Annotated in this window: 22 protein-coding genes; 17 read left to right on the top strand and 5 right to left on the bottom strand. The window is 69.4% G+C overall.

Annotation, left to right across the window (positions count from 1 at the left end; all coding sequences use genetic code 11):
* Positions 1–73: 73 nt before the first annotated feature.
* The 6 genes from OVA26_RS02380 to OVA26_RS02355 all read left to right on the top strand — a co-directional run bounded on the left by OVA26_RS02380 (position 74) and on the right by OVA26_RS02355 (position 8079).
* Entirely contained in the window at positions 74–1468 is a 1395-nt protein-coding gene (locus OVA26_RS02380) for an MFS transporter (RefSeq protein WP_268102832.1), read from the top strand.
* Positions 1465–2214 (top strand): 3-hydroxybutyrate dehydrogenase, encoded by a 750-nt coding sequence (locus OVA26_RS02375; protein WP_268102831.1) that lies wholly within the window; start codon positions 1465–1467, stop codon positions 2212–2214. The genes OVA26_RS02380 and OVA26_RS02375 overlap by 4 nt, the downstream gene beginning before the upstream one ends.
* A 266-nt stretch (positions 2215–2480) precedes the next feature.
* On the top strand, positions 2481–4112 hold the full coding sequence (locus OVA26_RS02370; protein WP_268102830.1) for an ABC transporter substrate-binding protein: 1632 nt from the start codon (positions 2481–2483) through the stop codon (positions 4110–4112).
* 121 nt (positions 4113–4233) lie between these two features.
* Complete coding sequence (locus OVA26_RS02365) at positions 4234–5307, top strand: ABC transporter permease (RefSeq protein WP_144783721.1); 1074 nt, start codon at positions 4234–4236, stop codon at positions 5305–5307.
* A 13-nt stretch (positions 5308–5320) separates the two neighbouring features.
* On the top strand, positions 5321–6391 hold the full coding sequence (locus tag OVA26_RS02360) for an ABC transporter permease (protein ID WP_056228129.1): 1071 nt from the start codon (positions 5321–5323) through the stop codon (positions 6389–6391).
* Entirely contained in the window at positions 6388–8079 is a 1692-nt protein-coding gene (locus tag OVA26_RS02355) for a dipeptide ABC transporter ATP-binding protein (protein WP_268102829.1), read from the top strand. Before OVA26_RS02360 ends, OVA26_RS02355 begins: the two co-directional genes overlap by 4 nt.
* Positions 8080–8192: 113 nt before the next feature.
* Here the strand turns inward: OVA26_RS02355 and OVA26_RS02350 are convergent, their stop codons facing one another.
* Together OVA26_RS02350 and OVA26_RS02345 are read right to left on the bottom strand one after the other, a co-directional pair.
* Positions 8193–9287 carry a hypothetical protein gene (locus tag OVA26_RS02350; protein WP_268102828.1) on the bottom strand — a complete coding sequence of 365 codons (1095 nt, stop codon included), beginning with the start codon at positions 9285–9287 and terminating at the stop codon, positions 8193–8195.
* Positions 9288–9289: 2 nt separating this feature from the next.
* Positions 9290–10417 (bottom strand): hypothetical protein, encoded by a 1128-nt coding sequence (locus OVA26_RS02345; protein ID WP_268102827.1) that lies wholly within the window; start codon positions 10415–10417, stop codon positions 9290–9292.
* Between the two features lie 223 nt (positions 10418–10640).
* Here OVA26_RS02345 and rpsF point away from each other — a divergent pair, with 223 nt between their 5' ends.
* From rpsF to OVA26_RS02305, 8 genes are all read left to right on the top strand, one after another.
* Positions 10641–11033: a 30S ribosomal protein S6 gene (gene rpsF / locus OVA26_RS02340; RefSeq protein WP_056224969.1), complete on the top strand. Its 393-nt coding sequence runs from the start codon at positions 10641–10643 to the stop codon at positions 11031–11033.
* Between the two features lie 5 nt (positions 11034–11038).
* Positions 11039–11566: a single-stranded DNA-binding protein gene (locus OVA26_RS02335; protein ID WP_056224967.1), complete on the top strand. Its 528-nt coding sequence runs from the start codon at positions 11039–11041 to the stop codon at positions 11564–11566.
* Between the two features lie 101 nt (positions 11567–11667).
* Positions 11668–11922, top strand: coding sequence for a 30S ribosomal protein S18 (gene rpsR / locus OVA26_RS02330; protein ID WP_055832386.1), 255 nt, complete (start codon positions 11668–11670; stop codon positions 11920–11922).
* Positions 11923–11932: 10 nt separating this feature from the next.
* On the top strand, positions 11933–12385 hold the full coding sequence (gene rplI, locus OVA26_RS02325) for a 50S ribosomal protein L9 (protein ID WP_056224965.1): 453 nt from the start codon (positions 11933–11935) through the stop codon (positions 12383–12385).
* A 192-nt stretch (positions 12386–12577) separates the two neighbouring features.
* Positions 12578–13948, top strand: a complete 1371-nt coding sequence (locus OVA26_RS02320) for an adenosylhomocysteinase (RefSeq protein WP_268102826.1) — start codon at positions 12578–12580, stop codon at positions 13946–13948.
* Positions 13945–15249, top strand: coding sequence for an amidohydrolase family protein (locus tag OVA26_RS02315; protein ID WP_268102825.1), 1305 nt, complete (start codon positions 13945–13947; stop codon positions 15247–15249). Before OVA26_RS02320 ends, OVA26_RS02315 begins: the two co-directional genes overlap by 4 nt.
* A complete protein-coding gene (locus OVA26_RS02310; protein ID WP_267788756.1) occupies positions 15239–15670 on the top strand; it encodes a cupin domain-containing protein in 432 nt (143 codons plus the stop codon). Before OVA26_RS02315 ends, OVA26_RS02310 begins: the two co-directional genes overlap by 11 nt.
* 114 nt (positions 15671–15784) lie before the next feature.
* A complete protein-coding gene (locus OVA26_RS02305; protein ID WP_268102824.1) occupies positions 15785–16651 on the top strand; it encodes an ABC transporter substrate-binding protein in 867 nt (288 codons plus the stop codon).
* A gap of 75 nt (positions 16652–16726) precedes the next feature.
* On the opposite strand, the gene OVA26_RS17345 is transcribed toward OVA26_RS02305, so the two are convergent.
* The gene (locus OVA26_RS17345; protein ID WP_326493349.1) at positions 16727–16963 is read right to left on the bottom strand and encodes a hypothetical protein; all 237 of its coding nucleotides are present in this window, start codon (positions 16961–16963) and stop codon (positions 16727–16729) included.
* Positions 16964–16995: 32 nt separating this feature from the next.
* Between OVA26_RS17345 and OVA26_RS17340 the strand changes: the two genes are divergently transcribed.
* Entirely contained in the window at positions 16996–17523 is a 528-nt protein-coding gene (locus OVA26_RS17340; protein ID WP_326493376.1) for an amino acid ABC transporter permease, read from the top strand.
* Positions 17520–18263 carry an amino acid ABC transporter ATP-binding protein gene (locus tag OVA26_RS02295; protein WP_268102823.1) on the top strand — a complete coding sequence of 248 codons (744 nt, stop codon included), beginning with the start codon at positions 17520–17522 and terminating at the stop codon, positions 18261–18263. Before OVA26_RS17340 ends, OVA26_RS02295 begins: the two co-directional genes overlap by 4 nt.
* Before the next feature lie 390 nt (positions 18264–18653).
* Here OVA26_RS02295 and OVA26_RS02290 read toward each other — a convergent pair whose 3' ends face one another.
* Together OVA26_RS02290 and OVA26_RS02285 are read right to left on the bottom strand one after the other, a co-directional pair.
* A complete protein-coding gene (locus tag OVA26_RS02290; RefSeq protein WP_268102822.1) occupies positions 18654–20225 on the bottom strand; it encodes a chaplin family protein in 1572 nt (523 codons plus the stop codon).
* A gap of 78 nt (positions 20226–20303) precedes the next feature.
* A complete protein-coding gene (locus OVA26_RS02285; RefSeq protein ID WP_268102821.1) occupies positions 20304–21335 on the bottom strand; it encodes a hypothetical protein in 1032 nt (343 codons plus the stop codon).
* Positions 21336–22031: 696 nt separating this feature from the next.
* Here OVA26_RS02285 and dnaB point away from each other — a divergent pair.
* Positions 22032–23327, top strand: a complete 1296-nt coding sequence (dnaB, locus tag OVA26_RS02280) for a replicative DNA helicase (RefSeq protein WP_371129313.1) — start codon at positions 22032–22034, stop codon at positions 23325–23327.
* The last annotated feature ends 1213 nt before the right edge of the window (positions 23328–24540 follow it).

Raw genomic sequence — 24540 nt, 5'->3', positions numbered from 1 at the left:
CTGGGCATTGTCGCGCGCAGCGGACCACCTCAGACTGAGGCGCGGTCGTCATCGTCGACACCGAAGGAGCAGCATGGAACCCCCCACCGCCGCGTCGCGCCGCAGCGCAGACGCCCCCGCCTCGAACCGCATCCGTCGGGTCGTCGCCGCCTCGATGGCCGGCACGGTCGTCGAGTGGTACGAATTCTTCCTCTACGCCACGGCCGCGAGCCTGGTCTTCGGCACGTTCTTCTTCCCCTCGTCCGGCTCGCCGCTCGACGGCATCATCGCCGCGTTCGTCACCTACGCGGTCGGCTTCATCGCGCGCCCGCTCGGCGGCATCGTGTTCGGCCAGATCGGCGACCGCTTCGGCCGCAAGCCCACGCTGCAGGCGACGATCATCATCGTCGGCGTCGCGACCTTCCTCATGGGCTGCCTGCCCGGCTTCGCGAGCGTCGGCTACTGGGCCCCCGCGATGCTCGTCGCCCTGCGCTTCCTCCAGGGCTTCGCGGTCGGCGGGGAGTGGGGCGGCGCCGTGCTGCTCGTGGCCGAGCAGAGTCCCGACCGTCGTCGCGCGTTCTGGTCGAGCTGGCCGCAGGCCGCCGTTCCGGTGGGCAATCTGCTGGCGACCCTCGTGCTGCTGATCACCTCATTCGTGCTCAGCCCCGCCGCGTTCCTCGACTGGGGGTGGCGCATCGCCTTCTGGCTGTCGGCCGTGATCGTGCTGGTCGGCTTCTGGATCCGCCGCCACGTCGAAGAGGCGCCGATCTTCCTCGAGGCCAAGGCGCAGGTCGAGAAAGAGAAGGCGACCTCGTTCGGTGTCGTCGAGGTGCTACGCCGTTACCCGAAGGGCGTCGTGCAGGCGATGGGCGTGCGCTTCGCCGAGAACATCGTCTACTACATCGTCGTCAGCTTCTCGATCGTCTACCTGAAGATCGTGCACTCGTACGACACCAGTCAGCTGCTGCTGGCCCTGCTGATCGCCCACATCGTGCACTTCGCCGTGATTCCGCCGCTCGGCCGCCTGTCCGACCGCGTCGGTCGCCGCCCGGTGTACCTCGCGGGGGCGATTCTCAGCGCGACCTGGGCGTTCTTCGCCTTCCCGATGTTCGACACGCTCAACCCCGTGATGATCGTGCTCGCCGTGACGATCGGTCTGGTCTTCCACGCCGGGATGTACGCGCCGCAGCCCGCGGTCATGGCCGAGCTGTTCCCGACCCGCATGCGCTACTCGGGCGTCTCGCTGGGCGCGCAGGTCACGGCGATCCTCGCGGGTTCGCTCGCCCCGATCCTGGCGACGCAGTGGCTGCGCGACTTCGGCTCGTGGCTGCCCATCGCGATCTACATCGTCGTGGCGTGCATCGTGACCTCGATCGCCGTGCTGTCGTTGAAGGAGACGCGGGGCATCTCGCTGCGCGACATCGACGCCGCCGACGCCGCACGCACCGCGGCGGCCCCGGCGACGACGGGGGTGAAGGGAGCCCGATGAGCACCGACCTGACCGGCCGCCGCGCCCTCGTCACTGGGGGAGCGAGCGGGATCGGCAAAGCGATCGTCCGCGCCTTCGCCGGCGCCGGGGCCCACGTCACCGTCGCCGACGTCAACGGCGAGCAGGCGGAGCGCGTGGCGGCCGAGGTCGGGGGAGAGGCCTGGCACGTCGACCTCTCCGACACCGCGGCCCTGCACGAGCTGCACCTCGACGTCGACATCCTCGTCAACAACGCCGGCATCCAGCACGTCAGCCCCATCGAGGAGTTCGACCCCGCGCGGTTCTCATTCATGCTGCGGCTCATGCTCGAGGCGCCGTTCCTGCTGATCCGCGCCGCCCTGCCCGGCATGTACGAGCGCGGGTTCGGGCGGGTGCTGAACGTCTCGAGCGTGCACGGCATCCGCGCTTCGGAGTACAAGTCGGCGTACGTCACCGCCAAGCACGGCCTCGAGGGGCTGTCCAAGACCACCGCGCTCGAGGGCGGCCCGCACGGGGTGACGAGCGTGTGCATCGATCCCGGATACGTGCGCTCGACGCTGGTCGAGAAGCAGATCGCCGATCAGGCCCGCACGCACGGCATCGCCGAGGAGCAGGTGCTCGAGACGATCCTGTTGAAGGATGCCGCGATCAAGCGCCTCGTCGAACCGGCGGAGGTCGCCTCTCTCGCCCTGTGGCTGGCGGGTCCGGATGCCGCGATGGTCACCGGCTCGAGCTACCTCATGGACGGCGGGTGGTCGGCGCACTGACGGTCGGAGACGCCCCGGGGCCCGCAGCGGGTGAATTCTCTGTCCGCGGTCATCGCGAGAAGGCTTCCCGAACAGGAATATTTCCGCCGCTGTGGGGCTGAACACCGGAACGAATCCGACGGGAATCGGTACCCGGTGCCGTCTCCGGCGGGTTTCGGTCTCGTAAATATGCGCGGATCGGGTTTACCGTTGACACTTCCCCGGTCAAGGATGTCCGAGGGACTACGGCGCTTGTCGCAGTCGACACTTCACAGCAGAGGTAATTCATGACACTGCACATCAGTGGGCGGGGCCGCCTCGGCCTCGTCATCGGCGCCTTCGGCGCCTCGGCCCTTGTTCTGGCAGGTTGCACGACCACCACAGGAGGCGGCGCCTCCGACGGCGGCTCGACCGACCCCCTCGTCATCGGCACCACCGACAAGATCACCTCGATCGACCCGGCCGGCTCGTACGACAACGGTTCGTTCGCTGTCATGACGCAGATCTACCCCTTCCTCATGAACAGCCAGTACGGCACGTCCGAGGTCACCCCCGACATCGCCGAGTCGGCCGAGTTCACCTCGCCGACCGAGTACACGGTGAAGCTCAAGTCGGGCCTGAAGTTCGCGAACGGCCACGACCTTACGTCGTCCGACGTGAAGTTCTCGTTCGACCGCCAGGTTGCGATCAACGACCCGAACGGCCCCGCGTCGCTGCTGGGCAACCTCGACAGTGTCGCCGCTCCCGACGACACGACGGTCGTGTTCACCCTGAAGAACGGCAACGACCAGGTCTGGCCCCAGATCCTCTCGAGCCCCGCCGCCCCGATCGTCGACGAAGAGGTCTTCTCGGCCACCGCCGTCACCTCGGACGACGCGATCGTCGAGGGCAAGGCCTTCGCCGGTCAGTACACGATCGACTCGTACAAGCCGAACGAGCTCATCTCGTACAAGCCGTACGCCGACTACATGGGGTCGCTCCCCAAGGCGGCCAACGGCGGCATCTCGACCAAGTACTACGCCGACTCGTCGAACCTCAAGCTCGACGTGCAGTCGGGTGCGATCGACGTCGCCTACCGCAGCCTGAGCGCGACCGATGTCGCCGACCTGCAGAAGGACGACGCGGTCAAGGTCGTCGACGGCCCCGGCGGCGAGATCCGCTACATCGTCTTCAACTTCGACACCATGCCCTACGGCACGAAGACCCCCGATGCCGACGCCGCGAAGTCGCTCGCGATCCGTCAGGCCGCGGCCGACCTCGTCGACCGTCAGGCCATCGCGACCGATGTCTACAAGGACACCTACTCGCCGCTGTACTCCTACGTGCCGCAGGGTCTCGCGGGTGCCAACGAGGCGCTCAAGGACATGTACGGCGACGGCAGCGGCAAGCCCGACGCCGCCAAGGCCAAGGCGACCCTCGAGGCGGCCGGTCTGTCGACCCCCGTCACGCTGAACCTGCAGTACAACGGCGACCACTACGGCCCCTCGTCGGGTGACGAGTACGCCGCGGTCAAGGCGCAGCTCGAGAAGGACGGCCTGTTCACGGTCAACCTCGCGCAGACCGAGTGGGTGCAGTACACCAAGGACCGCAAGGCCGACGCGTACCCCGCGTACCAGCTCGGCTGGTTCCCGGATTACTCGGATGCCGACAACTACCTCTCCCCGTTCTTCGCGAAGGACAACTTCCTGCTGAACCACTACGACAACGCCGAGGTCCAGAAGCTGCTCGTCGACCAGGCGACGCAGACCGACAAGACCACGCGTGAGCAGGAGATCGGCCAGATCCAGGACAAGGTGGCCGCCGACCTCTCGACGCTGCCGCTGCTCCAGGGCAAGCAGGTCGCGATCGTGGGCTCGAGCGTCGAGGGCGCCGTCCTCGACGGGTCGTTCAAGTTCCGTTACGCACCGCTGCACAAGTAAGACCGAATCGGCGCCTCGCGCGATTCCGCTCACCCGACGACCGGGGGTCACGTACCCTCGGTCGTCGGGTGAGAGCGGAGCGATGAGGCGCCGTTCCCCCGTTGAGTGAGGTCTCTCCCGTATGGTCACCGCCGTCGACGCTGCCGACATCGCCAAACCCGTCTCTCCCAAGGGCGGAGGACTGTGGCGTTACATCCTGGTCCGTCTGCTCCTGATCATCCCGACGGTGTTCATCCTCGTCACCGTGGTGTTCGTGCTCATGCGCATCACGGGCGACCCGATCACCGCCGCCCTCGGCGGCCGCCTTCCCCCCGATCAGCTGGCTGCGCGCATCGCGCAGGCCGGTTACGACCGACCACTGATCGTGCAGTACTTCGAGTACATCGGCGGCATCCTCCGCGGTGACTTCGGCACGACGCTCACCGACAACCGTCCGGTGATCGAGATCCTGCTGCAGTACGGCTCCGCCACCCTCGAGCTCGCGATCTACGCGCTCTTCGTCGCGCTGCTCATCGGCATCCCGTTCGGTCTGATCGCCGCGTACAAGCGCGACCGCTGGCCCGACGCGACCCTGCGCATCGGGGCGATCCTCGGCTACGCGACGCCCATCTTCTTCGTCGGTCTGCTCCTCAAGCTCGTCTTCTCGGTGTGGCTGAGCGTCCTGCCGGTCGCCGGGCGCGCGAGCACCCGCACCGAGTTGAAGTTCGCCTCGATCGAGAACCCGACGGGCATCTACCTGCTCGATGCGATCCGCCTGGGCGACGGGGCGGCCGCGGGTGACGTCCTGATCCACGCGATCCTGCCCGGTGTGGCTCTCGGCATCCTGACGGCGGGGATCTTCCTGCGTCTGGTGCGCACGAACGTCATCGGCACCCTGGGCGCCCAGTACGTCACCTCGGCGCGCTCGCGCGGCGTGGGGGAGTACCGCCTGGTCACCAAGCACGCGTATCGCCCCGCGCTGATCCCGATCATCACCGTGATCGGCCTGCAGATCGCCCTGCTGCTGTCGGGTGCGGTGCTGACCGAGACCACGTTCGAGTGGAAGGGACTCGGGTTCATGCTCAGCGAGTACCTCAAGGCCCGTGACTTCGTGGCGGTGCAGGGCATCGTCGTGATCATCGCCGTGCTGGTCGCCTTCACCAACTTCCTGGTCGACGTCATCGCGGCGATCATCGACCCGCGAGTGAGGTACTGACATGTCGGATGCCATGACCCCCGCCCTCTCCGACGACAGCGTGACGGTGCGCAAGGTGCCGCTTCGCGACCGCCTGCCGGTGATCTCGCACCTGCGCCGGAGCGTCGGCCTGCAGCGCACCATGCTGGTGCTCGGCCTCGTGATCACCACGGTGTTCCTGTTGACGGCTCTGTTCGCCCCTCTTCTCGCGCCCTACGGGTTCGCGCAGCAGGAGGCCGACGGTGTGAAGTTCGGCACCCAGCAGGCGCCCAGCGCGATGAACCTGCTCGGCACGACCGTCGGCGGGTACGACGTCCTCTCGCGCGTGATCTGGGGAGCGCAGACCGCGCTGCTCGTGATCCTCTGCGCGATCGCGTTCTCGATCTTCCTCGGCATCTTCCTGGGTCTCGTCGGCGGCTACTTCGGCGGCTGGCTCGACCGGATCCTCGTGGTGCTGTGCGACGCGATCTACGCGTTCCCCTCGCTGCTGCTCGCCATCGTCATGTCGATCGCGATCACCAAGGGGCAGTCGACCCTGTGGGGTGGCATCCTGGCCACCGCCATCTCGATCACCGTGGTGTTCGTGCCGCAGTACTTCCGCGTGATCCGCGCCGAGGTGGTGCGCGTGAAGGCCGAGCCCTTCGTCGAGTCGGCGCGCGTGATCGGTGTGCCCACGGCGCGCATCCTGCTGCGTCACGTGCTGCGCAACTCGACGCGCTCGCTGCCGGTCGTGGTCACGCTGAACGCCTCCGAGGCGCTGCTGACCCTGGCGGGCCTCGGCTTCCTCGGCTTCGGCATCGAGGCCACCGCCGCCGCCGAGTGGGGCTACGACCTCAACCGCTCGGTGAGCGACGTGACCAGCGGCATCTGGTGGACGGCGATCCCGCCCGGAGTCGCGATCGTGCTCGCCGTGCTCGGCATCACCCTCGTCGGCGAGAGCCTCAACGACCTGAGCGACCCGCGTCTGCGCACGCGCCGCCGCGCGGGTCGCGCTCCCGCTCCCGTCACCGCGGTCGATCCGTCGACGTCTCCGGCCGAAGCCTCGGCCACCGCGTCCCCCGCCGGGTCCCCGGCATCCGCCCCCTCCGATGGGAGCCCCTCATGACCGGCACCACCGCCCCCGTCGCCCGGATCGACGACCTGCGCGTCGCCTTCGCCACCGATGGCGAGCCGGTCGCGGCGATCAATGGGATCTCGCTCGAGGCGCACGCCGGAGAGGTGCTCGCGATCGTCGGCGAGTCGGGCTCGGGCAAGACCGTCACCGCCAACACCCTGTTGGGGCTGCTGCCCGAGACGGCGACGCTGTCGGGTGCGGTCATCGTGCGCGGTCGCGACGGCGACCAGACCGACATCGTGCACGCCACCCGCGCCCAGTTGCGCGAGATGCGCGGGCGCGATGCGGCGATGGTGTTCCAGGAGCCGTCGACCGCCCTCAACCCGGTCTACACGGTCGGGTGGCAGATCGCCGAGGGCCTGCGTGCGCACGAGAAGCTGTCGAAGTCCGAGGCGAAGACCAAGGCCGTCGACATCCTGCGCCGGGTCGGCATCCCCGATCCCGAGAAGCGCGTCGACGACTACCCGCACCAGTTCTCGGGCGGGCAGAAGCAGCGCGTGGTCATCGCGATGGCCCTCGTGCTGAACGCCGGCCTGATCATCGCCGACGAGCCGACCACGGCGCTGGATGTCACGGTGCAGGCCGAGATCCTCGACCTGCTGCGCACGTGCCGCGACGAGTTCGGCGCGACGATCGTGCTCATCACGCACAACATGGGTGTCGTCGCCGACCTCGCCGACCGCGTGATCGTGATGTACCGCGGTGACATCGTCGAGCAGGCGCCCGTGCGCGAGCTGTTCGCCGCCCCGCGCGAGGAGTACACGCGCGAACTGCTCGCGGCCGTGCCGCACGTGGGTCGCGGCAAGAGCTCGCGGCAGTCGCTCGCCGATGCGGCACCCACCTCGCCGCCGGCGGGAAGCCTCGTCGTGGCCGACAAGGTCGAGATCGGGTACCCCGGTCGCTTCGGGTCGCCGGGGGTCGTCGCCGTGAAGGGCGTGGACTTCTGGATCGGTCCCGGCGAAGTGCTCGGCCTGGTGGGGGAGTCCGGCTCGGGAAAGACCACGATCGGTCGCGCGATGGTCGGTCTCACCTCGGTCGTCGGGGGATCGCTCACGGTCCTCGGCACCGAGATGAACGGCGCGAAGCCCCGCACCCTCGCCAAGACGCGCCCTGACATCGGCTTCGTCTTCCAGGACCCGGCGACGAGCTTCAACCCGCTGCTCACGATCGCGGAGTGCATCGCCGAGCCGCTCGTGGTGCACCGTCGCGTCTCGGGAGCCCGCGCCGCCCGCCAGCGCGTGAACGAGCTGCTGGATGCCGTGCAGCTGCCGACCGCGTTCGGCGACCGCTACCCGCACGAGCTGTCGGGTGGTCAGCGCCAGCGCGCTTCGCTCGCTCGAGCCCTCGCCCTGGACCCGAAGCTGCTCATCGCCGATGAGCCGACCTCGGCGCTCGACGTGTCGGTGCAGGCGCGCGTGCTGCAGCTGTTCGCGCAGTTGCAGGCGGAGTTCGGGTTCGCGTGCCTGTTCATCAGCCACGACCTCGCCGTCGTCGACGAGGTGGCCGACCGCGTGGTCGTGCTGCAGCGGGGCGTGATCCGCGAGCAGGGCACGACCGTGCAGGTGCTCACCGAGCCGCGCGACGACTACACCAAGCGCCTGCTCGTGTCGCTGCCGGTGCCCGACCCGGTCGAGCAGGAGGCCCGCCGCGAACTGTGGCGGTCGACCCGCGGGGTCTGACAACCTCGGGGCCCTCGCGCGTGGTGCGTGGGGCCCCGAGTCGTATCGGCTGACATTGCGCAGGGTCAGTGATTCAGCGCGATGGGCCGGACGCCGGCGGAGCGTGCCCCGCGTCAGCGCCCTAAGACCGTCGTGAGGATCCACCACGCGCCGAAACCGGCGATCACGACGAACGACCACACGGGGATTCCCCGCTTCAGTCGCCGTCCCTCGCGGGCCACGCCCGCGGGCGGCGGGGTGAGCAGGGGAGCGCCCTGGACGGTGGCCCCCGGGATCCCGGATGCCACGGCCCCGGCCGTCGCTCGGGTCAGGCGGTCGTCGCGCCAGCGCGCCCACTGCGCGAGCTTGTCGTCGATCGCGGCGACCGTGGCGAACAGCCATTCCCAGGTCGCGGGGTCGAGGGTCGCCAGGTCGCGCTTGGCGTAGAGGAACAGCCAGTCGTCGACGATCTCGACGTCGAGGGCCGCGGCGTTGTCGACGAATCGGGCCATGACGTCGGGGGTGAAGAGGTACAGCGCGTCGCGCTCGTAGCCCTCGGGGCAGTACAGCGCGAAGTGCTGGTCGAAGTCGCCCTCGAGGCTCAGGCGCTGGTCGCGTCCGAACGTGATCGGCAGGTTCGAGCCGCCGAACAGACCGTTGTTGCCCACGGCATCCAGCACGATGTGGGGCAGAGGGGTGTCGAGCCGCAACGCCACGTATCCCCAGCGGTGGGTCTGCTTGTTCTTGCCCGACCCGGTCTCGTACGTGTAGTTGGCCACCTCGAGGGTGCGCGGCTTCGTCCGCCGCATCACGTCGTGCAGCTCCTGGTTGCGGCCGAGGTCGAAGATCATGCCCGGGAGTCGGGGGTTCGAATATCCCGGATGCCACGTCATGCCGTTCGCGCTCGCGAACAGGCTCAGCCGGTAGCGGCGTGCCGCGGCGCCGCCGACCCCGCGGATGACTGCCCACGCGATGAGCCCCGCGATGACGAGCATGATCGCGAAGGGCAGGAGCCCGAAGACGCTGCCGCTGCTGCCCGTGAACGCGATCGCCATGAACGAGACGAAGGTCGGAACGACGATGAACAGGGCCGCGAGGCCCACGAACGCGAACACGATGATCGTGAACGCGCGGCTCTGCAGCATTCCCTTCTCGCGCAGCGCCTTGCTGAAGGCGCGGACCTTCGCGCGGTCGATCGGTTGGGTCAGGGCGGTGGTGTCGAGAGTCATGTTCACTGTGCCAAGAAGAAGAGGAAGCCGGCCGCGAAGACGACGAGCGGGATGACGACGAGGGACCCGGCCACGACGAGCAGGGCGATGAGCCAGGCGTTGCTGCGTTTGAGCCTCTGACCGGGAGGGGCGACTCCGACCGGCGCGGGGGTGAACGTCATCGGCAGGGGCGCGGGTGTCGGCGCCGCGGATCCCGGTGCCGCGGGGCCGGGCGCGGCGGTGACCGGAACGGGTCGCGGCGCGGAAGCCCCCTCCCGCAGCCGGTCGTCGCGCCACCGTCCCCACTGCTCGAGCTTGTCGAGCAGCGCCGAGACGACCGCGAACGCCCACGCCCACCGGGCCGGGTCGAGGGTCGAGAGCTCGTCGGGCGAGTAGAGGAACATCCAGTCGTCGACGATCTCGACCTCGAGCGCCGAGGCGTTGTCGATGAAACGCGCCATGACGTCGGGGGTGAAGAGGTACAGCGCGTCGCGCTCGTAGCCCTGGGGGCACGACAGGTGGAAGTACCGGTCGAAGTCGCCCTCGAGGCTCAACCGCTGCCCGCGCTCCCACAGGCCGAGTTTCACGCCGTTGCCCACGGCATCCAGCACGATGTGGGGGAGGGGGACGTCGAGGCGGATCGCGATGTAGCCCCAGCGCGAGGTATGCGTGTTCTTGCCGTCGCTCGTCGTGTACGAGTAGTTGCCGATCTCGACGAACCGCGGCTCGCGCCCGCGCAAGATGTCGTAGCCCGTGCGATCTCCGCCGACCCCGAACAGCACCCCCGGAAGCGGGGGAGTCGGCACCGCGGGCACGTACTCCATGCCCACGTCGCGGCTGAATCCCGCGAGTCGCCAGCGGCGGTCCTCCTGGGTGCGCTGGGCCCTCTGGCCGAGGAACCACGCCAGCGCCAGCCCGCCGAGACCCAGCACGATCGGGAAGAGGAACAGGATGCCGAGGATGAACGACCCTTCGCGCAGCACCGGCGCCAGCAGCACCGCCGCGACGATGATGACGACGCCGATCCCGCCGATGAGCGCGAACGCGATGGCGAAGGTGACCACGGCCGCGCCCGTGCCCGGGAGCCGACCCCTTTTGCGCAGGTCGGCGGTGAATGCCTTCGCGGCCCGGGGGTCGGGCGGCGTCAGCAACGCTCGTGCGTCGAATGGTCGAATCCCTGCCATGCGGCCCCCCGCCGTCGTCTGGTCACGTCCACGCTACCGATCTCCGATTCCCCGAGGCGAGCGGCATCCGTTAGACTACGAAGGTTGTCCGGCGACGCCCATGCGCGTGTGAGCCCGTGACGACGTGCAACACACCCTCCTGCTGCCGGGAAATGCCCGTCAGCCGTTCTAGTCCGAAGGAGGTGGGTTAGTGACGCACCAGTACGAACTCATGGTCATCTTCGATCCCGAGATCGACGAGCGCCAGGTCGCTCCGAAGCTCGACGGATTCCTCAAGGTCATCACGGCCGATGGAGGAACCATCGACAAGATCGACATCTGGGGCCGCCGTCGTCTCGCCTACGAGATCCGCAAGAAGAACGAGGGCATCTACGCCGTCGTCAACTTCGTCGCGACCAGCGAGGCCACGAACGAGCTCGACCGTCAGCTGAAGCTGAACGAGCAGATCATGCGCACCAAGGTCCTGCGCGCCGAAGAAGCGATCGCCCAGGTCGCCGCCGAGGCCAAGCGCTCCGAGGAGAAGGCCGCCCGCAAGGCCGCCGCTCCCCGCAAGGTCGAGTCCGCCGAGAAGGCTGCGAAGTAACGACGATGGCCGGCGAAACCGTCATCACCGTCGTGGGTAACCTCACGGCCGACCCCGAGCTGCGGTACACGCAGAACGGGCTCCCGGTCGCGAACTTCACCATCGCGTCGACCCCCCGCACGTTCGACCGTCAGGCGAACGAGTGGAAGGACGGCGAGGCGCTCTTCCTGCGTGCCTCGGTGTGGCGCGAATTCGCCGAGCACGTCGCCGGTTCGCTGACGAAGGGCAGCCGTGTCATCGCGACCGGTCGCCTCAAGCAGCGTTCGTACCAGGACCGCGAGGGAAACAACCGCACCTCCATCGAACTCGAAGTCGATGAGATCGGTCCCTCGCTCCGCTACGCGACCGCCCAGGTCACCCGTGCCGCCGGTGGCGGTAACGGTGGCGGCGGCGGTGGCGGTCAGCGCGCGCAGGTGCAGCAGTCGAACGACGAGCCGTGGTCGACGCCCGGTTCGAACAACGGCGGCGGCAACAACGGCGGCGCAGACGCGTGGAGCACTCCTGGTTCCTACGGAGACGACACCCCGTTCTGAACTTCGCCCCGCTCTCGAGCGAGACGACCCCTGAAATTCCGGATGCCATGTCCCGGTCCGCGTGACCGACTCGGCGTCCGAACCACACGAAAGAAGGAAGCATGGCTGGAAAGGCCACTGGCGACCGCCGCAAGCCGCGGAAGGGCGCGAAGAACGCAGCCCCCGCGAAGGCGATCCGCGTCGGCGTCATCGACTACAAGGACGTCCCCACCCTCCGCAAGTTCATCTCGGAGCGCGGCAAGATCCGCGCCCGTCGTATCACCGGTGTCTCCGTGCAGGAGCAGCGTCTGATCGCCCGCGCCATCAAGAACGCGCGCGAGATGGCTCTTCTGCCCTACGCCGGCGCCGGCCGCTAAGGAGCACCCGATGGCAAAGCTGATTCTCACGAATGAGGTCACCGGGCTCGGTAGCGCCGGTGATGTTGTCGAGGTCAAGAACGGGTACGCCCGTAACTACCTCATCCCGCAGGGCTTCGCCGTGTCGTGGAGCCGTGGTGGCGAGAAGCAGGTCGCGTCGATCCGCGCTGCTCGCGAGACCCGCGCGATCCACGACCACGAAGAGGCCGTGTCGCTGAAGAACACGCTCGAGTCGAACACCGTCAAGCTGGCCGTCAAGGCCGGCAACGAGGGTCGCCTCTTCGGTTCGGTCAAGCCCGCCGATGTCGCCGACGCCGTCAAGGCCGCCGGTCTGGGCGAGCTCGACAAGCGCAAGATCCAGATCACCTCTTCGATCAAGTCGGTCGGCGAGCACGAGGCGACCGTTCGCCTGCGTGACGACGTCACCGCCGTGATCACCCTCCAGGTGGTCGCCGCGAAGTAATTCGCGACGCACGATTCGGCCCCGCTCCTGCTTCGGCAGGGCGGGGCCTTTTCGCGTTCGCCCTCATCGGTTCGGGGCGGATTTTCGCGGTTGGGGCGTGAATTGTCCGCCCCGACGTGCGGGATGCGCCCCGAACCCGCCCGCCGCGGGGGTCGTCGGGGGGAGGGATGCCGTGACCCTAGGCTGAGTGCCGTGACCGACCATCGCGCACCCGAGCGCATCGTCCGCCGCTTCGCGCGCGCGTCGAACCTCATGATCGCCGGACGCCCGTTCGCGGCGACCGGGACCGGCGCTGATGCCCTGACGGAGTTGCTGGCGGGACTGGGCGGCATCCCGAGTCCCTCTCCGAGTGCGGGGCGCGTCGAGTTCGACCTGGATGCCGACCGGGTGCTGCTCGACGGAAGGCCCCTGCCCGAGCGGGGCGACGCGGCGGGGCGGATCGCTTTCGCGCGAGAACACATGCCCGTTGCCGCGGCCCTCGCTCAGCGTCTCGATCTGACCGGTCTGCGGGTGGGCGTGGCGATGGTGCTCGAGCCCAAGACGGCCGTGCTGTCGCTGCTGCTGCGAGAGCGCGGCGCCGAGGTGTCGGTGTACGCGCATCCGGACGAGACCGACGTCGCGGTCGCCGATGACCTGCGCGAGCGAGGCTTCGCGGTGACGGCGGATCCGTCGCTCGCGGGTGCCGAGGAGCGCGCGGCGGCCCTGGGGTTCCTCCGCGCGGGGCTCGACGTGCTGCTCGACGACGGGGCGCACCTGATCCGCCTGGCGCACGAGGCCGATCCCGCGCTCGTTGACGGCTGGATCGGAGCCTGCGAAGAGACGACGAGCGGGCTGACCCCGCTCCGCCGCATGCAGGATGCCGGTCTGCTGCGCTGCGCCGTGATGGCGGTGAACGACGCGCGCACCAAGACCATGTTCGACAACCGCTACGGCACGGGGCAGTCGTGCGTCTTCGCGATCGCGGATCTGCTCGAGGAGCGGGGGATCGCGCTGACGGATCAGCCGGCCCTCGTCATCGGCTACGGGCCGGTCGGGCAGGGGGTGGCAGCGTACCTCCGCGCCCTCGGGGCAGAGGTACGCGTCGCCGAGATCGACCCCGTGCGGGCGCTCGAGGCGCGGCACGACGGGTACCGCACGGGCAGGGCGCTCGAGCTGGCCGAGGGAGCCCTGGTGGTCTCGGCGACCGGCGTCCCCGCGACCGTGACGCCCGACATCGCCGCCGTGGCCCGCGTGGTCGCGGTCGCCGGGGGCGTGCCGGGCGAGGTCGTCGAGGCGGGGTCCGCGTTGCTGCTGGGCGGCGGGGGAGCGGTGAACATCACGGCGGCCGAGGGCAACCCCATCGAGATCATGGACCTGTCGTTCTCGGTGCAGCTCGCGGCCCTCGGGGAGCTGATCGAGCGGCGGCCCGCGCCGGGCGTCCACGCCCTGGGATCCGAGGTCGACGACCTCGTCGCCCGCACGGCACTCGCTGTGCGGGGAGCGGCGGTCGACATCCGACGTGACCTCGACCCCGAAGGCCTCGACGACTGGCGGTCGCCGCGCTTCGCGGGCGGTGACGCATGAGCGTCGTGGTGTATTCGGCATCCCTCGTCGTGCCCGTGACGGCACCGCCCATCCCGGGTGGGGCGATCGCCGTGGCCGGGGGCCGCATCCGGCACGTCGGGGATCGCGAATGGGTGCGTCACGAACTGCGGGCGCGCGGGGTCGCGTTCGACGAGGTGCACTGGCCGGGCATCCTCACCCCCGGACTCGTCAACGCCCACTCGCACCTGCAGTACACCGGCATGGCCGAGGTCGGCCGGGGCTCGTACGTGGGCTTCGACGACTGGGACGACGCGTTCACCCCCGTCTATCGCGCCGGTCACGACTGGGCGGCGGATGCCAGGGACGGAGCACTCGCGATGATCGCCGCGGGGACCACGGCGGTGGCCGACATCGTCACCGACGTCGAGGCGGCGTCGGCGTTGCACGACGCGCGGCTGCACGGCATCACCTACTGGGAGGTGATGAGCTGGACGAACGCGGCGTGGGCCGAGCGCGGCCGCGCCGAGGTGGAGGCGCGCCTCGACGCGCTGCCCGCTCCTCCCGGGACCGGGCTCTCTCCGCACGCGCCGTACTCGCTCGACGTGGAGCCGCTGCTCGAGATCCCCGACATCGTGCGCGAGCGCGGCAGCCGCCTGCACCTTCACCTGGGTGAGGCCGCCTTCGAACGCGAGCACGGCGAGGCCGTACCCTGGCAGCTGCACCGGCCGACGAGCTTCCGCGCGCTCCGCGACGAGGGCTTCGGCACCGGGGCGACCGAGTTCGTCGACGAGCTCGGCGTGCTCGGCCCCGATTGCCACATCGCCCACGGGGTCTACATGACGGCGCGCGATCGGGCGATCCTGCGCGCGCGGGGGACGACCGTGGCTCTCTGCCCGCGCTCGAACGCGGTCATCGGTCTCGACGAGCCGCCGGTCGCCGCGTACCTGCTCGAGGGCAACGCGCTCGCCGTGGGCACCGACTCGTTGGCATCCAGTCCCTCGCTCGATCTGCTCGCCGACGTGTCGGCGCTTCACCGTCTGGCGCGGGCTCAGGGGTACGCGAACCGCGACCTCTCGGAGCTGCTGCTGCGCGCGGCGACCCTGGGCGGAGCGCACGCGATGGGGCTCGACACCGGACCCGCCCGCACGGGGTATCTCGCGGTGGGGGCCGTGGCCGATCTCGCGTTCTTCGACGTGCCGGTGTCGGAGGTCGATGACACCATCGAGCACCTCGTCGTCGACGGCGAGGGGCGTGCCGCCGCGACGTTCATCGACGGCGAAGTGCGCTCGGCATCCGCCGCCTTCACCCGAGAGACCGGAGTATCCGCCGATGACCGCTGAGCGTCCCGCCACCGCCGTCCTGCTCGATCTCGAACCGCACGCCGAGGGCGGCTGGTTCCGCCGCATGTGGACCGGCAGCGTCGAGGTCGAGACCCCCGCGGGCACGCGGCCCGCGGCCACGTGCATCCACTACCTCCTGACCCCGGGCGAAGAGAGCGCGTGGCACGTCGTGACCAGCGACGAGGTGTGGCTCTGGCACGGCCCGGGAGCCCTCGAGCTCTCGCTCGGGGGCGACGGAGAGCAGCCCGGGGCCGCGCGCACCGTGACCCTCGGGCCCGACCTCGCCGCGGGGCACGTGCTGCAGCACACCGTGCCCGCGGGGGTCTGGCAGGCGGCCCGACCGGCAGGCGACGCCGAGGTCGTGGTCAGTTGCGTGGTCTCTCCCGGCTTCAGCTTCGCCGACTGGCGCCTCGCCGAGTAGCCGCGTCCCGTGTCGCCAGGTTTCACCGGCGACATCCCCTGAAACATGCGCTCGGTACGCTGTGCACATCACAGCACTCCGGGGATGACCCCGATACGTCCACGAGGAGACATCGTGACCGCTTCCGCACGCCTGCGCCGCGCCGCCGCCCTGACCGCCGTGGCCGCCGCCACGTTCGTCACGCTGACGGCCTGCGCCTTCGCCCCGACCGGATCCGACGCCGGCTCCGCCCCCGCCACCGAGGGCGATCTGCAGACCGTCGCCGCCGGCAAGCTCACCATCGCCACCGGCGAGCCCGCGTTCTCGCCGTGGGTCGAGAACGACGACCCCGCCTCGTGCCAGGGCTTCGAGGCGGCCGTCTCGTGCGCCGTCGCCGAGAAGCTCGGCTTCACGAAGGACGACATCGTCTGGGTGCGCTCCAACTTCGACAGCGCGATCGCCCCGGGCCCCAAGGACTGGGACATGAACGTCCAGCAGTTCTCGATCACCGACCAGCGCAAGCAGGCCGTCGACTTCTCGTCGCCGTACTACACGACCACCCAGGCGATCGTCACGACGGGCACCTCGCCCGCCGCGTCGGCCACGACCGTCGCAGAGCTCAAGAACATCCCCGTGGGTGTCATGAGCGCCACGACCAGCTACCAGGTGGCCGCCGACCAGCTCGGCACCGGCAACCTCAGCGTCTTCAACTCCAACGACGACGCCGTCGCCGCTCTCCAGTCGGGCCAGGTCGATGCGATCGTCGTCGACCTGCCGACCGCGTTCTACCTCGCCGGGGCCGTGCTCGACAACGGCAAGGTCGTGGGCCAGCTGCCCGACTCCTCCGCCGGTGGCGACGAGCTCGCCTACGTCCTGCCCAAGGGCTCGGCCCTGACCACCCCCGTCAGCGACGCGGTCGATGCCCTGAAGGCCGACGGCACCCTCGACCAGCTGCAGCAGGAGTGGCTCGGTGGCACGGCCGCCGCGCCCGTGCTGAAGTAACTCCGTGGCATCCACGTCTTCCGACACCGCGTGGCGCCCGAGCGAGCTCGAGCTCGGTCGGCGCGCCACGCGGCGTCAGCAGTCGACGAAGTCGGTGCTGATCGCGCTGGTCAGCTCGGTCGTCTTCGTCGTGGTCGTCGGCTGGGCGATCCTCTCGAGCCCCGGCTGGGAAGACGTGCGCCGCAGCTTCTTCGACCTCGACATCGCGGTCAAGAGCTTCCCCTCGATCCTCGCGGGGCTGTGGGTCAACATCCAGGTGCTCATCGTCGCCGCGCTGGCCGTGGCGGTGCTCGGCACGACCCTCGCGGTCATGCGCTCGCTGCGGGGGCCGGTGTTCTTTCCTCCTGCGCGCCCTGGCCACGATCTACACCGACCTGTTCCGCGGCATCCCTCTGCTGATCGTGCTGTACCTGGTGGGCTTCGGCCTGCCGGCGCTCGGGATCTTCGGGCGCGTGCCGGTCGTGCTGTGGGGGACCATCGCGATCGTGCTGACCTACTCGGCGTACATCGCCGAGGTGCTGCGCGCGGGCATGGAGGCCGTGCACCCCTCGCAGCGCGTCGCCGCCCGGTCGATGGGGCTGACGCACGGGCAGACGCTGCGGATCGTCGTGATCCCCCAGGGCGTGCGCAAGGTCGTGCCGGCGCTCATGAACGACTTCGTGTCGATGCAGAAAGACGTCGGGCTCATCTCGGTGCTCGGAGCGGTGGATGCCGTGCGCGCGGCGCAGATCGCCGCGGCCGAGTACTACAACTTCACGCCGTACATCGTGGCGGCGCTGCTGTTCGTCGCGATGGCGCTGCCGATGATCCGCCTGACCGACTACGTCTCGGCGCGGCTGGCGAAGCGCGAGCAGATGGGCGGGATCGTATGAGCGTGCTCGATGTCCGCGCGGTGCGGAAGGCGTTCGGCGATCACGTCGTGCTCGACGGCATCGACCTCGACATCGCGAAGCACGAGGTCGTCGTGCTGATCGGTGCCTCGGGCTCGGGCAAGTCGACCCTGCTGCGCACCATCAACCTCATCGAGCGCGTCGACGACGGCCAGATCCTGCTGAACGGCGACGATCTGACCGACCCGACCATCGATCAGGATTCCGCCCGGTCGCGCATCGGCGTGGTGTTCCAGCACTTCAACCTCTTTCCGCACCTGCGCGTGATCGACAACGTCACGCTGGCCGCGCGCAAAGTGCACGGGATGCCGAAGGCCGAGGCCTACGCCCGCGGCACCGAACTGCTCGAGCAGCTGGATCTCGGTGCGAAGGCACGCGAGTTCCCCGACCGGCTGTCGGGCGGTCAGCAGCAGCGCGTCGCGATCGTGCGCGCCGTCATGACCGACCCCGAGCTGCTGCTGCTCGACGAGATCACCTCGGCCCTCGACCCCCAGCTGGTGGGCGAGGTGCTCGACCTGGTGCGGGTGCTGCGCGACCGCGGGTCGACCATGCTCATGGCCACGCACGAGATGTCGTTCGCGCGCGAGGTGGCCGACCGCATCGTGTTCATGAAGGGCGGCAAGATCGTCGAGCAGGGCACGCCCGCGCAGATCTTCGACGCCCCACAGAAGCCCGAGACGATAGCGTTCCTCGAGCGCGAGAGGCGCGGCGGGGCGCTGTAACGCGTCGGGGTCGCGGCGCGCGGGTGCGGTGGCTCGGCGTGTGGGGCGGGTTTCGTCCTTCGGGGCGCGAATTGCACGCCCCAAAGTGCAAAGTTCGCCCCAAACGCCGGCGCAGGCCGGTGCGGTGGCCCTGCGCGCGGTGGCGGAGCGCAAGTGCCGGGGTCGCCGCGCGGGGCGCGGTGGCTCGGCGTTTGGGGCGCGTCTTGCGCTTCGGGGCGAGATTCGCGCGCCCCGAACGGCGAGATCCGCCCCGAACCCCCGCGTAAGGCGCCGCTCGCACTGAATCGGGTCGGCTACCGTCCGTGAGTCACGTCCGGGCACGCCGCGACACCGGATGCCGGCCCGAGGGCGTGGCATCCGGTGTCGCGTTCTGTGGGCGAACGCTCCGGGTCAGGCGACCGAGCGGCGGCGACGCAGCAGCAGACCGGCTCCGAGGAGCAGGGTCAGCAGACCGGCGATGCCGAGACCGGCGGCCATCGAGCCGTCGGTGCCCGTCACGGCGAGGGTGCCGCGGGTGGAGCCCATGCCGGTGGCGGCCACGGAGCCGACCGACGCGACCTTAGCGGTCACGGCGGGGGCGCCGTTGGTGCCGTTGGTGCCGTTCGTTCCGTTCGTTCCCGGGGTTCCCGGGGTTCCGGGGGTTCCCGGGGTACCGGGGGTGCCGGGCGTTCCGGGGGTGCCGGGCGTTCCGGGCGTTCCGGGGGTGCCAGGCGTTCCGGGGGTACCGGGGGTGCCGGGCGTTCCCGGGGTACCGGGCGTTCCGGTGGTCGAGCCGGTGGTGGTGCTGTCACCGATCACCGAGACCGCGTTGCCCCCGATGGTGACGGGGATGTTGATCGGCAGACCGATGATGTTGCCGCCGCCGATGCTGCCCGTGCCGTCGGTGCTGGAACCGCCGGTCGAGCCGGTGGTGCCGCCGGTGGTGGTGGCGTTCTCGGAGGTGCTGTCGCCGATACCCGAGACGGCGTTGCCGCCGATGGTGACGGGGGCGTTGATCGGCAGGCCGATCACGTTGCCGCCGCCGATGGCGTCGGTTCCGTCGGTGACGGTGGTGTCGGTTCCGCCGGTGGAGCTGTTGCCGCCGGTGGTGGTGGAGCCGTCGGTGACGCTGTCGCCGATGCCCGAGACGGCGTTGCCGCCGACCGTGATGGGCACGCCCACCGGGAGGCCGATGACGTTGCCGCCGAGGATGCCGTCGGTGCCGTCGGTCACGGTGCCGCCGGTCGAGCCGGTGCCGCCCGTGGTGCCGCCGGTGGTGTCGGCGTCGTTCGAGACGCTGTCACCGATCACCGAGACGGCGTTGCCGCCGATGGTGACGGGCAGGCCGACCGGAGCGTCCACGACGTTGCCGCCGAGAATCCCGTCGGTGCCGTCGGTGACGGTGCTGCCGCCCGTCGAGCCGGAGGTGCTGCCGCCGGTGGTTCCGGCGTTGTCGGTGCTGCTGTCGCCGATCACCGAGACCGCGTTGCCACCGATGGTGACCGGAGCCTCGACCGAGATGACGCCCTGGTTGCCGCCGGCGACGCTGTCGCTGCCGTCGGTGCTGCTATCAGCCGCGGGGGCCGCGGCCTCGGGCGCGGGCGCCGAGGTGTCGGCATCCGTGCTCTGGCTGTCTCCGATGACCGAGACGGCGTTGCCGCCGACCGTCACGGGAACGTTGACCGACACGAGGCCCTGGTTTCCCGAGCCCACGCCGTCGCTGCCGTCGGTGATGGTGACGGGTGCGGGGGCGGGGGCTGCGGGGGCCGAGGTGTCGGCGCCGTCGCTGGTGCTGTCTCCGATCAGCGAGACGGCGTTGCCGCCGACGGTGACCGGGAGGTTCACCGAGACACCGACCTGGTCGCCCGAGAGCAGACCGTCGACGCCTGAGGTGTCTGCGGCATTGGCGATGCCGGCTCCGAGGACGGCGAGGCCGCCTCCGACGAGCGTGCCCAGAAGGACACGCGAGTAGATCTTGCGCATGAGAGTTTCTCCTGTAGATGAATGAGGGTGCGCGAAAGCGCGGGGTCGTCTGCCGTGCGATGCACGGTGCGACCGTCCTCAGTCAGGAGAGACGTCGGTGCCGAAGACCGGGGTGCCGGGCAGGTCGTCGTTGACGACGTTCCGGCGGTCGAGAAGAAGTGCGGCGCTGAAGAGCGTGGCGTTGCCGGCGGTGGCAGCGCCGACGCCGCCCGAGCCGGAGTTTCCGGATGCCGACGAGCTCGTGCCCGTGCTGGCGCCGAAGGTCGTGAGGGGTTCGTCGGATCCCCGCGGCCCGGATGGGGCGCTCTGCGCACCGGCGACGGCGGCAGAGACCTCTCCCGTCGAGGGGGCGCTGAAGACCGTCGCCGCCCCGCTCGAGGGGGCCGTGCGGGACGACGACGGAACGAGGGAGGGATCCGTCGAGAGGATGCCGGTGACGACCGCCGTGGCATCGCTCGCGGCCGCTGCCGAGAGGATCTCGGCAGGCACGATGTCGATGATCGGGGTGGTGATGTCGCCACCGGGAACCGTCGGAACGCCCGGAATCGTGGGGATGACGGGGGAGATCGGGGGGAGGGTGCCGACGATGACGGGCAGGGCCGCGTCGACGGCGTCGGTGACGCCCGAAATGAGGTCTCCGAGGCCGATCGAGCTGACCATGTCGCCCACGACGGGGACCGTCTGGACGGTGTCGACCACGGGGGCGACGACCTCGCCCACGACACCCGAGCCGGCGACGTCGGTGACGACGTCTCCCACCGTGTCGACGGTGCTGCCGACGGTGGAATCGGCGGTGTCGACGACCTCGGACACCGTGTTCGAAACGGTCTCGGTGGTGGTCGTCACGACCTCGGACACGGGGGCGGGTGCGACGTCGGTGACGACCTGCGTCACGGGAGCGACCGTCTCGGTGACGTGCTCGAGCGTGGGCGAGACGACCGTTCCGACGACCTCGTCGACCGTGTCGGTGACCTGGTTCACGGTGGAGCCGATGGTGCCGAGCAGCCCGCCCGAGCCGTCGTCCGCAGAGGCGGGAGAGGCCGAGAGAGCGACGGAGAGAGCAGCTGCTCCGAGGGCGGTGGACACGCCGACGAGGAGCATCCGCAGCATGTGCGGTGCCCCCCGACCGGACGCGTTCTCCATGATTCGCCCCCCAAAGGTGAATCTCCGAAACCTGTGGGCGGCGACGTTACGCCCGGATTCACCCGGGCGGAAGAGGTCGGGTGAAATCTAAGTAGTTGGAGGGTGACGAGCGGGTGAAAGGCGACACGCCGGAGGGTGAAGAAAATTTGACACGGAGGGCTCCGGGTCGGTAGGCGGACGACAAGTTATCCCCCGAGTTGTACACATGTGAATGCTCCTAGCAGGAACCTTCAACGTCCACTTCACACGGGATTTCCCCAGGAAAACTGTGGACAAATAAAGCCCAGATCAACAGCCTATACACGCCCGATATTTGCATCCATCCACGGAGTTCTCCACAGCACTTGTGCACAGCCCTGGCGGCGTTTCCCGCAGTCTCTCCACAGAGTTATCCACAGGGTCATTTGCGTGTGGAGGAAGCGGTATCTAGCGTGGGTGCAGCCCCTCGGGCAGCTGGATCGCGTTGCCGCGCGCGTCGATGTCGGACGTCGGTGATTTCATGCTGCCGAGGCCGCCCCGAGCCCCGTTTCCGCGTCGTTCTACACGCGCGCGAGGCCCGGCCAGGGGTGCCCGAGAACCGAAGGAGAGCCCGTGTCGATCGCCGATATCGCCGAAGAACGTCTCGGAAAGGCGCCGCGCCCCGAGCGCACGCCCCCGCACGACATGCTCGCCGAGCAGAGCGCTCTAGGCGGCATGCTGCTGTCGAAGGACGCCGTGGCCGATGTCATCGAGTCGCTCCGCGGACCCGACTTCTACGTGCCGAAGCATGAGCTGATCTTCGAGGCCATCCTCACCCTCTACTCGCACGGCGAGCCGACCGACGTCGTCGCCGTCACCGACGAGCTGATCAAGACGGGCGAGCTGCAGCGCGCCGGGGGAGCGGACTACCTCCACACGCTCACCTCGATCGTGCCGACCGCCGCCAACGCCGGCTACTACGCCTCGATCGTGGCCGAGCGCGCGATGCTGCGTCGCCTGGTCGAGGCCGGCACGCGCATCGTGCAGATGGGCTACGCGGGCGAGGGCGACCCGGTCGAGCTCGTCAACAGCGCCCAGGCCGAGATCTACAACGTCTCGGGCGATGACAGCGCCGAGGACTACATCCCCCTGACGACGGCGGTGGATGCCGCGGTCGAAGAGATCGAGGCCGCTCGCGGCCGCGACGGGTCGATGACGGGCATTCCCACCGGCTTCGCCGGTCTCGACCAGCTCACCAACGGTCTGCACCCTGGCCAGATGATCGTGCTCGCGGCGCGCCCCGCCATGGGTAAGTCGACGCTCGCGCTCGACTTCGCCCGCGCCGCCGCGATCCGCGCCAACGCGCCCTGCATCTTCTTCTCGCTCGAAATGGGTCGCAGCGAGATCGCCATGCGCCTGCTGAGCGCCGAGGGTCAGATCCCCCTGCAGAGCATGCGCAAGGGAACGCTCGACTCTCGCGACTGGACCACGGTGGCCTCCACCCGCGGCCGCATCAACGACGCGCCCCTCTACATCGACGACAGCCCCAACATGACGCTCGTCGAGATCCGCGCGAAGTGCCGTCGCCTCAAGCAGCGTGAGGGTCTGAAGATGGTCGTCATCGACTACCTGCAGCTGCTCACCAGCGGTAAGCGCGTCGAGTCGCGTCAGCAGGAGGTCAGTGAGTTCTCGCGAGCGCTCAAGCTGATGGCGAAGGAGCTGCAGGTTCCGGTCATCGCCCTGTCGCAGCTAAACCGTGGCGCCGAGCAGCGCGCCGACAAGAAGCCCGCCCTGTCGGACCTGCGTGAGTCGGGCTCGATCGAGCAGGACGCCGACATGGTGGTGCTGCTGCACCGCGAGGCCGCGTACGAGAAGGACTCACCGCGCGCCGGCGAGGCCGACCTGATCGTCGCGAAGCACCGTAACGGCCCGACCGACACGATCACGGTCGCGTTCCAGGGGCACTACTCGCGGTTCACGGATATGGCGCCGGGGATGTAGTCCATCTGTAGGTTCCACGTGCACTTGGCGGTTTCCACGTCTATTTGACGTACGAATGGCGGATCCGCCAACTGCCGTGGAAGTCGATGCAGTATCAGGGAAGGGCCGCAGTAGCGTGCCAAGAATCGCGCGGGAGCCCGCCCCCGCGTCAGCGGGGGCTTGCGTGGAGCTCGGAGTCTGCAACGACCGCATCGCAGCGCGGAGAGAACTGCCGAAGGCCGCGCGGCAAAAGTGACGCCCCGCAGGGGCGCCGATTATGCCGGCGTCGACGGCTTCCGCTCGGGGAAGGGCGCAGGCCTGTCCGGGGGTGTTTAAGGGGCGCACGCCCCTCGTTGTGGGCGGGCGAGGTGTCCAGGTCAGCGTTCGAGCGGAAGCTGCTGCCGATGGTGGAGTAGTTGAACTGCTTCGTTGGTGGTGTTCCACGCGAGGGTGATCGCTTCGGAGGTCCATCTGAACGACGGCGTGAGCTGAGCGCGGAAGGTTCCGCCTGGGGGCTTCCGGGGAGTGGAGTCAGCTACAGCTGGTTGCTGTCGCAACCATTGTCTCGGCAGCGTTCTGCCCGAAGCGCGTTTTTCTGGACGTGGTGTTGCTGACCCGCGACGCCCGACAGCGAATTTACCTCTGCGCTTAAAGTCCGGCGCCGTCCCGAGGCGTTACCCCACCTTTCGCGCGTACTCGCGTCGCTCTTGAAGGACTGGGATCCGGCGAGCGTGCAGGGGTTCATCGCGGCCCCAAGCAAGACCTGACATCTCGCGCGGCCACGGAAGCCGCCGCCGCGCGGCACGCACTCGAGGAATCGGTCGCGGCTGAAGCGATCGCCATCGGGGAAAAGCGCTGGACCAGTGACTACGCCACCGTTGAACGAGCCGAAGCGGCCGCGACGTCGGCGTCCGTGTTCCGGCGCAGTGCCGCCCAGCGCGAAATAGAAGCCGCCCGAGCACACTTCCAGGCGCGTCATAACGCTGCGCCGACGCCCACACCTACAGCGGCCCGAAAGTCCGCGTGGGCGCGTGCCGCAACCACCCCGGGGGCTCATAGCGGCCTGGATGCCGCGCGCACGAGGGAGCAGGCTGCTATTGCGCACCACGCGCGCCTGACCATGAATCCCGCGCCCGGCGAGAGACCAATCGCCCCGCGCCCGGGCACCCTGGACCAGGAGGCCCGGAAGGACGCAATCTACGCGGCACAGCGCGCCGGTCAGACGGCGCGGCAA

Origin of the sequence: Microbacterium sp. SL62 (genome assembly GCF_026672635.1) — a bacterium.
Classification (GTDB): Bacteria; Actinomycetota; Actinomycetes; order Actinomycetales; family Microbacteriaceae; genus Microbacterium; species Microbacterium testaceum_A.
Note: the sequence above shows the minus strand (reverse complement) of the source record. Positions and strands in the feature narration are given on the sequence as shown.

What these genes read in the sequence shown, in the direction of transcription:
- OVA26_RS02370 (WP_268102830.1), top strand. Translation starts at nt 2,481, where the DNA reads ATGACACTGCACATCAGTGGGCGGGGCCGCCTCGGCCTCGTCATCGGC.
- OVA26_RS02310 (WP_267788756.1), top strand. Translation starts at nt 15,239, where the DNA reads ATGACCGCTGAGCGTCCCGCCACCGCCGTCCTGCTCGATCTCGAACCG.
- OVA26_RS02360 (WP_056228129.1), top strand. Translation starts at nt 5,321, where the DNA reads ATGACCCCCGCCCTCTCCGACGACAGCGTGACGGTGCGCAAGGTGCCG.
- OVA26_RS02315 (WP_268102825.1), top strand. Translation starts at nt 13,945, where the DNA reads ATGAGCGTCGTGGTGTATTCGGCATCCCTCGTCGTGCCCGTGACGGCA.
- dnaB (WP_371129313.1), top strand. Translation starts at nt 22,032, where the DNA reads ATGCTCGCCGAGCAGAGCGCTCTAGGCGGCATGCTGCTGTCGAAGGAC.
- OVA26_RS02285 (WP_268102821.1), bottom strand. Translation starts at nt 21,335, where the DNA reads ATGCTGCGGATGCTCCTCGTCGGCGTGTCCACCGCCCTCGGAGCAGCT.
- OVA26_RS02350 (WP_268102828.1), bottom strand. Translation starts at nt 9,287, where the DNA reads ATGACTCTCGACACCACCGCCCTGACCCAACCGATCGACCGCGCGAAG.
- OVA26_RS02375 (WP_268102831.1), top strand. Translation starts at nt 1,465, where the DNA reads ATGAGCACCGACCTGACCGGCCGCCGCGCCCTCGTCACTGGGGGAGCG.
- OVA26_RS02295 (WP_268102823.1), top strand. Translation starts at nt 17,520, where the DNA reads ATGAGCGTGCTCGATGTCCGCGCGGTGCGGAAGGCGTTCGGCGATCAC.
- OVA26_RS02380 (WP_268102832.1), top strand. Translation starts at nt 74, where the DNA reads ATGGAACCCCCCACCGCCGCGTCGCGCCGCAGCGCAGACGCCCCCGCC.
- OVA26_RS02355 (WP_268102829.1), top strand. Translation starts at nt 6,388, where the DNA reads ATGACCGGCACCACCGCCCCCGTCGCCCGGATCGACGACCTGCGCGTC.
- OVA26_RS02335 (WP_056224967.1), top strand. Translation starts at nt 11,039, where the DNA reads ATGGCCGGCGAAACCGTCATCACCGTCGTGGGTAACCTCACGGCCGAC.
- rplI (WP_056224965.1), top strand. Translation starts at nt 11,933, where the DNA reads ATGGCAAAGCTGATTCTCACGAATGAGGTCACCGGGCTCGGTAGCGCC.
- OVA26_RS02290 (WP_268102822.1), bottom strand. Translation starts at nt 20,225, where the DNA reads ATGCGCAAGATCTACTCGCGTGTCCTTCTGGGCACGCTCGTCGGAGGC.
- OVA26_RS02365 (WP_144783721.1), top strand. Translation starts at nt 4,234, where the DNA reads ATGGTCACCGCCGTCGACGCTGCCGACATCGCCAAACCCGTCTCTCCC.
- rpsR (WP_055832386.1), top strand. Translation starts at nt 11,668, where the DNA reads ATGGCTGGAAAGGCCACTGGCGACCGCCGCAAGCCGCGGAAGGGCGCG.
- OVA26_RS17345 (WP_326493349.1), bottom strand. Translation starts at nt 16,963, where the DNA reads ATGACCGCGAGGGTCGTGCCGAGCACCGCCACGGCCAGCGCGGCGACG.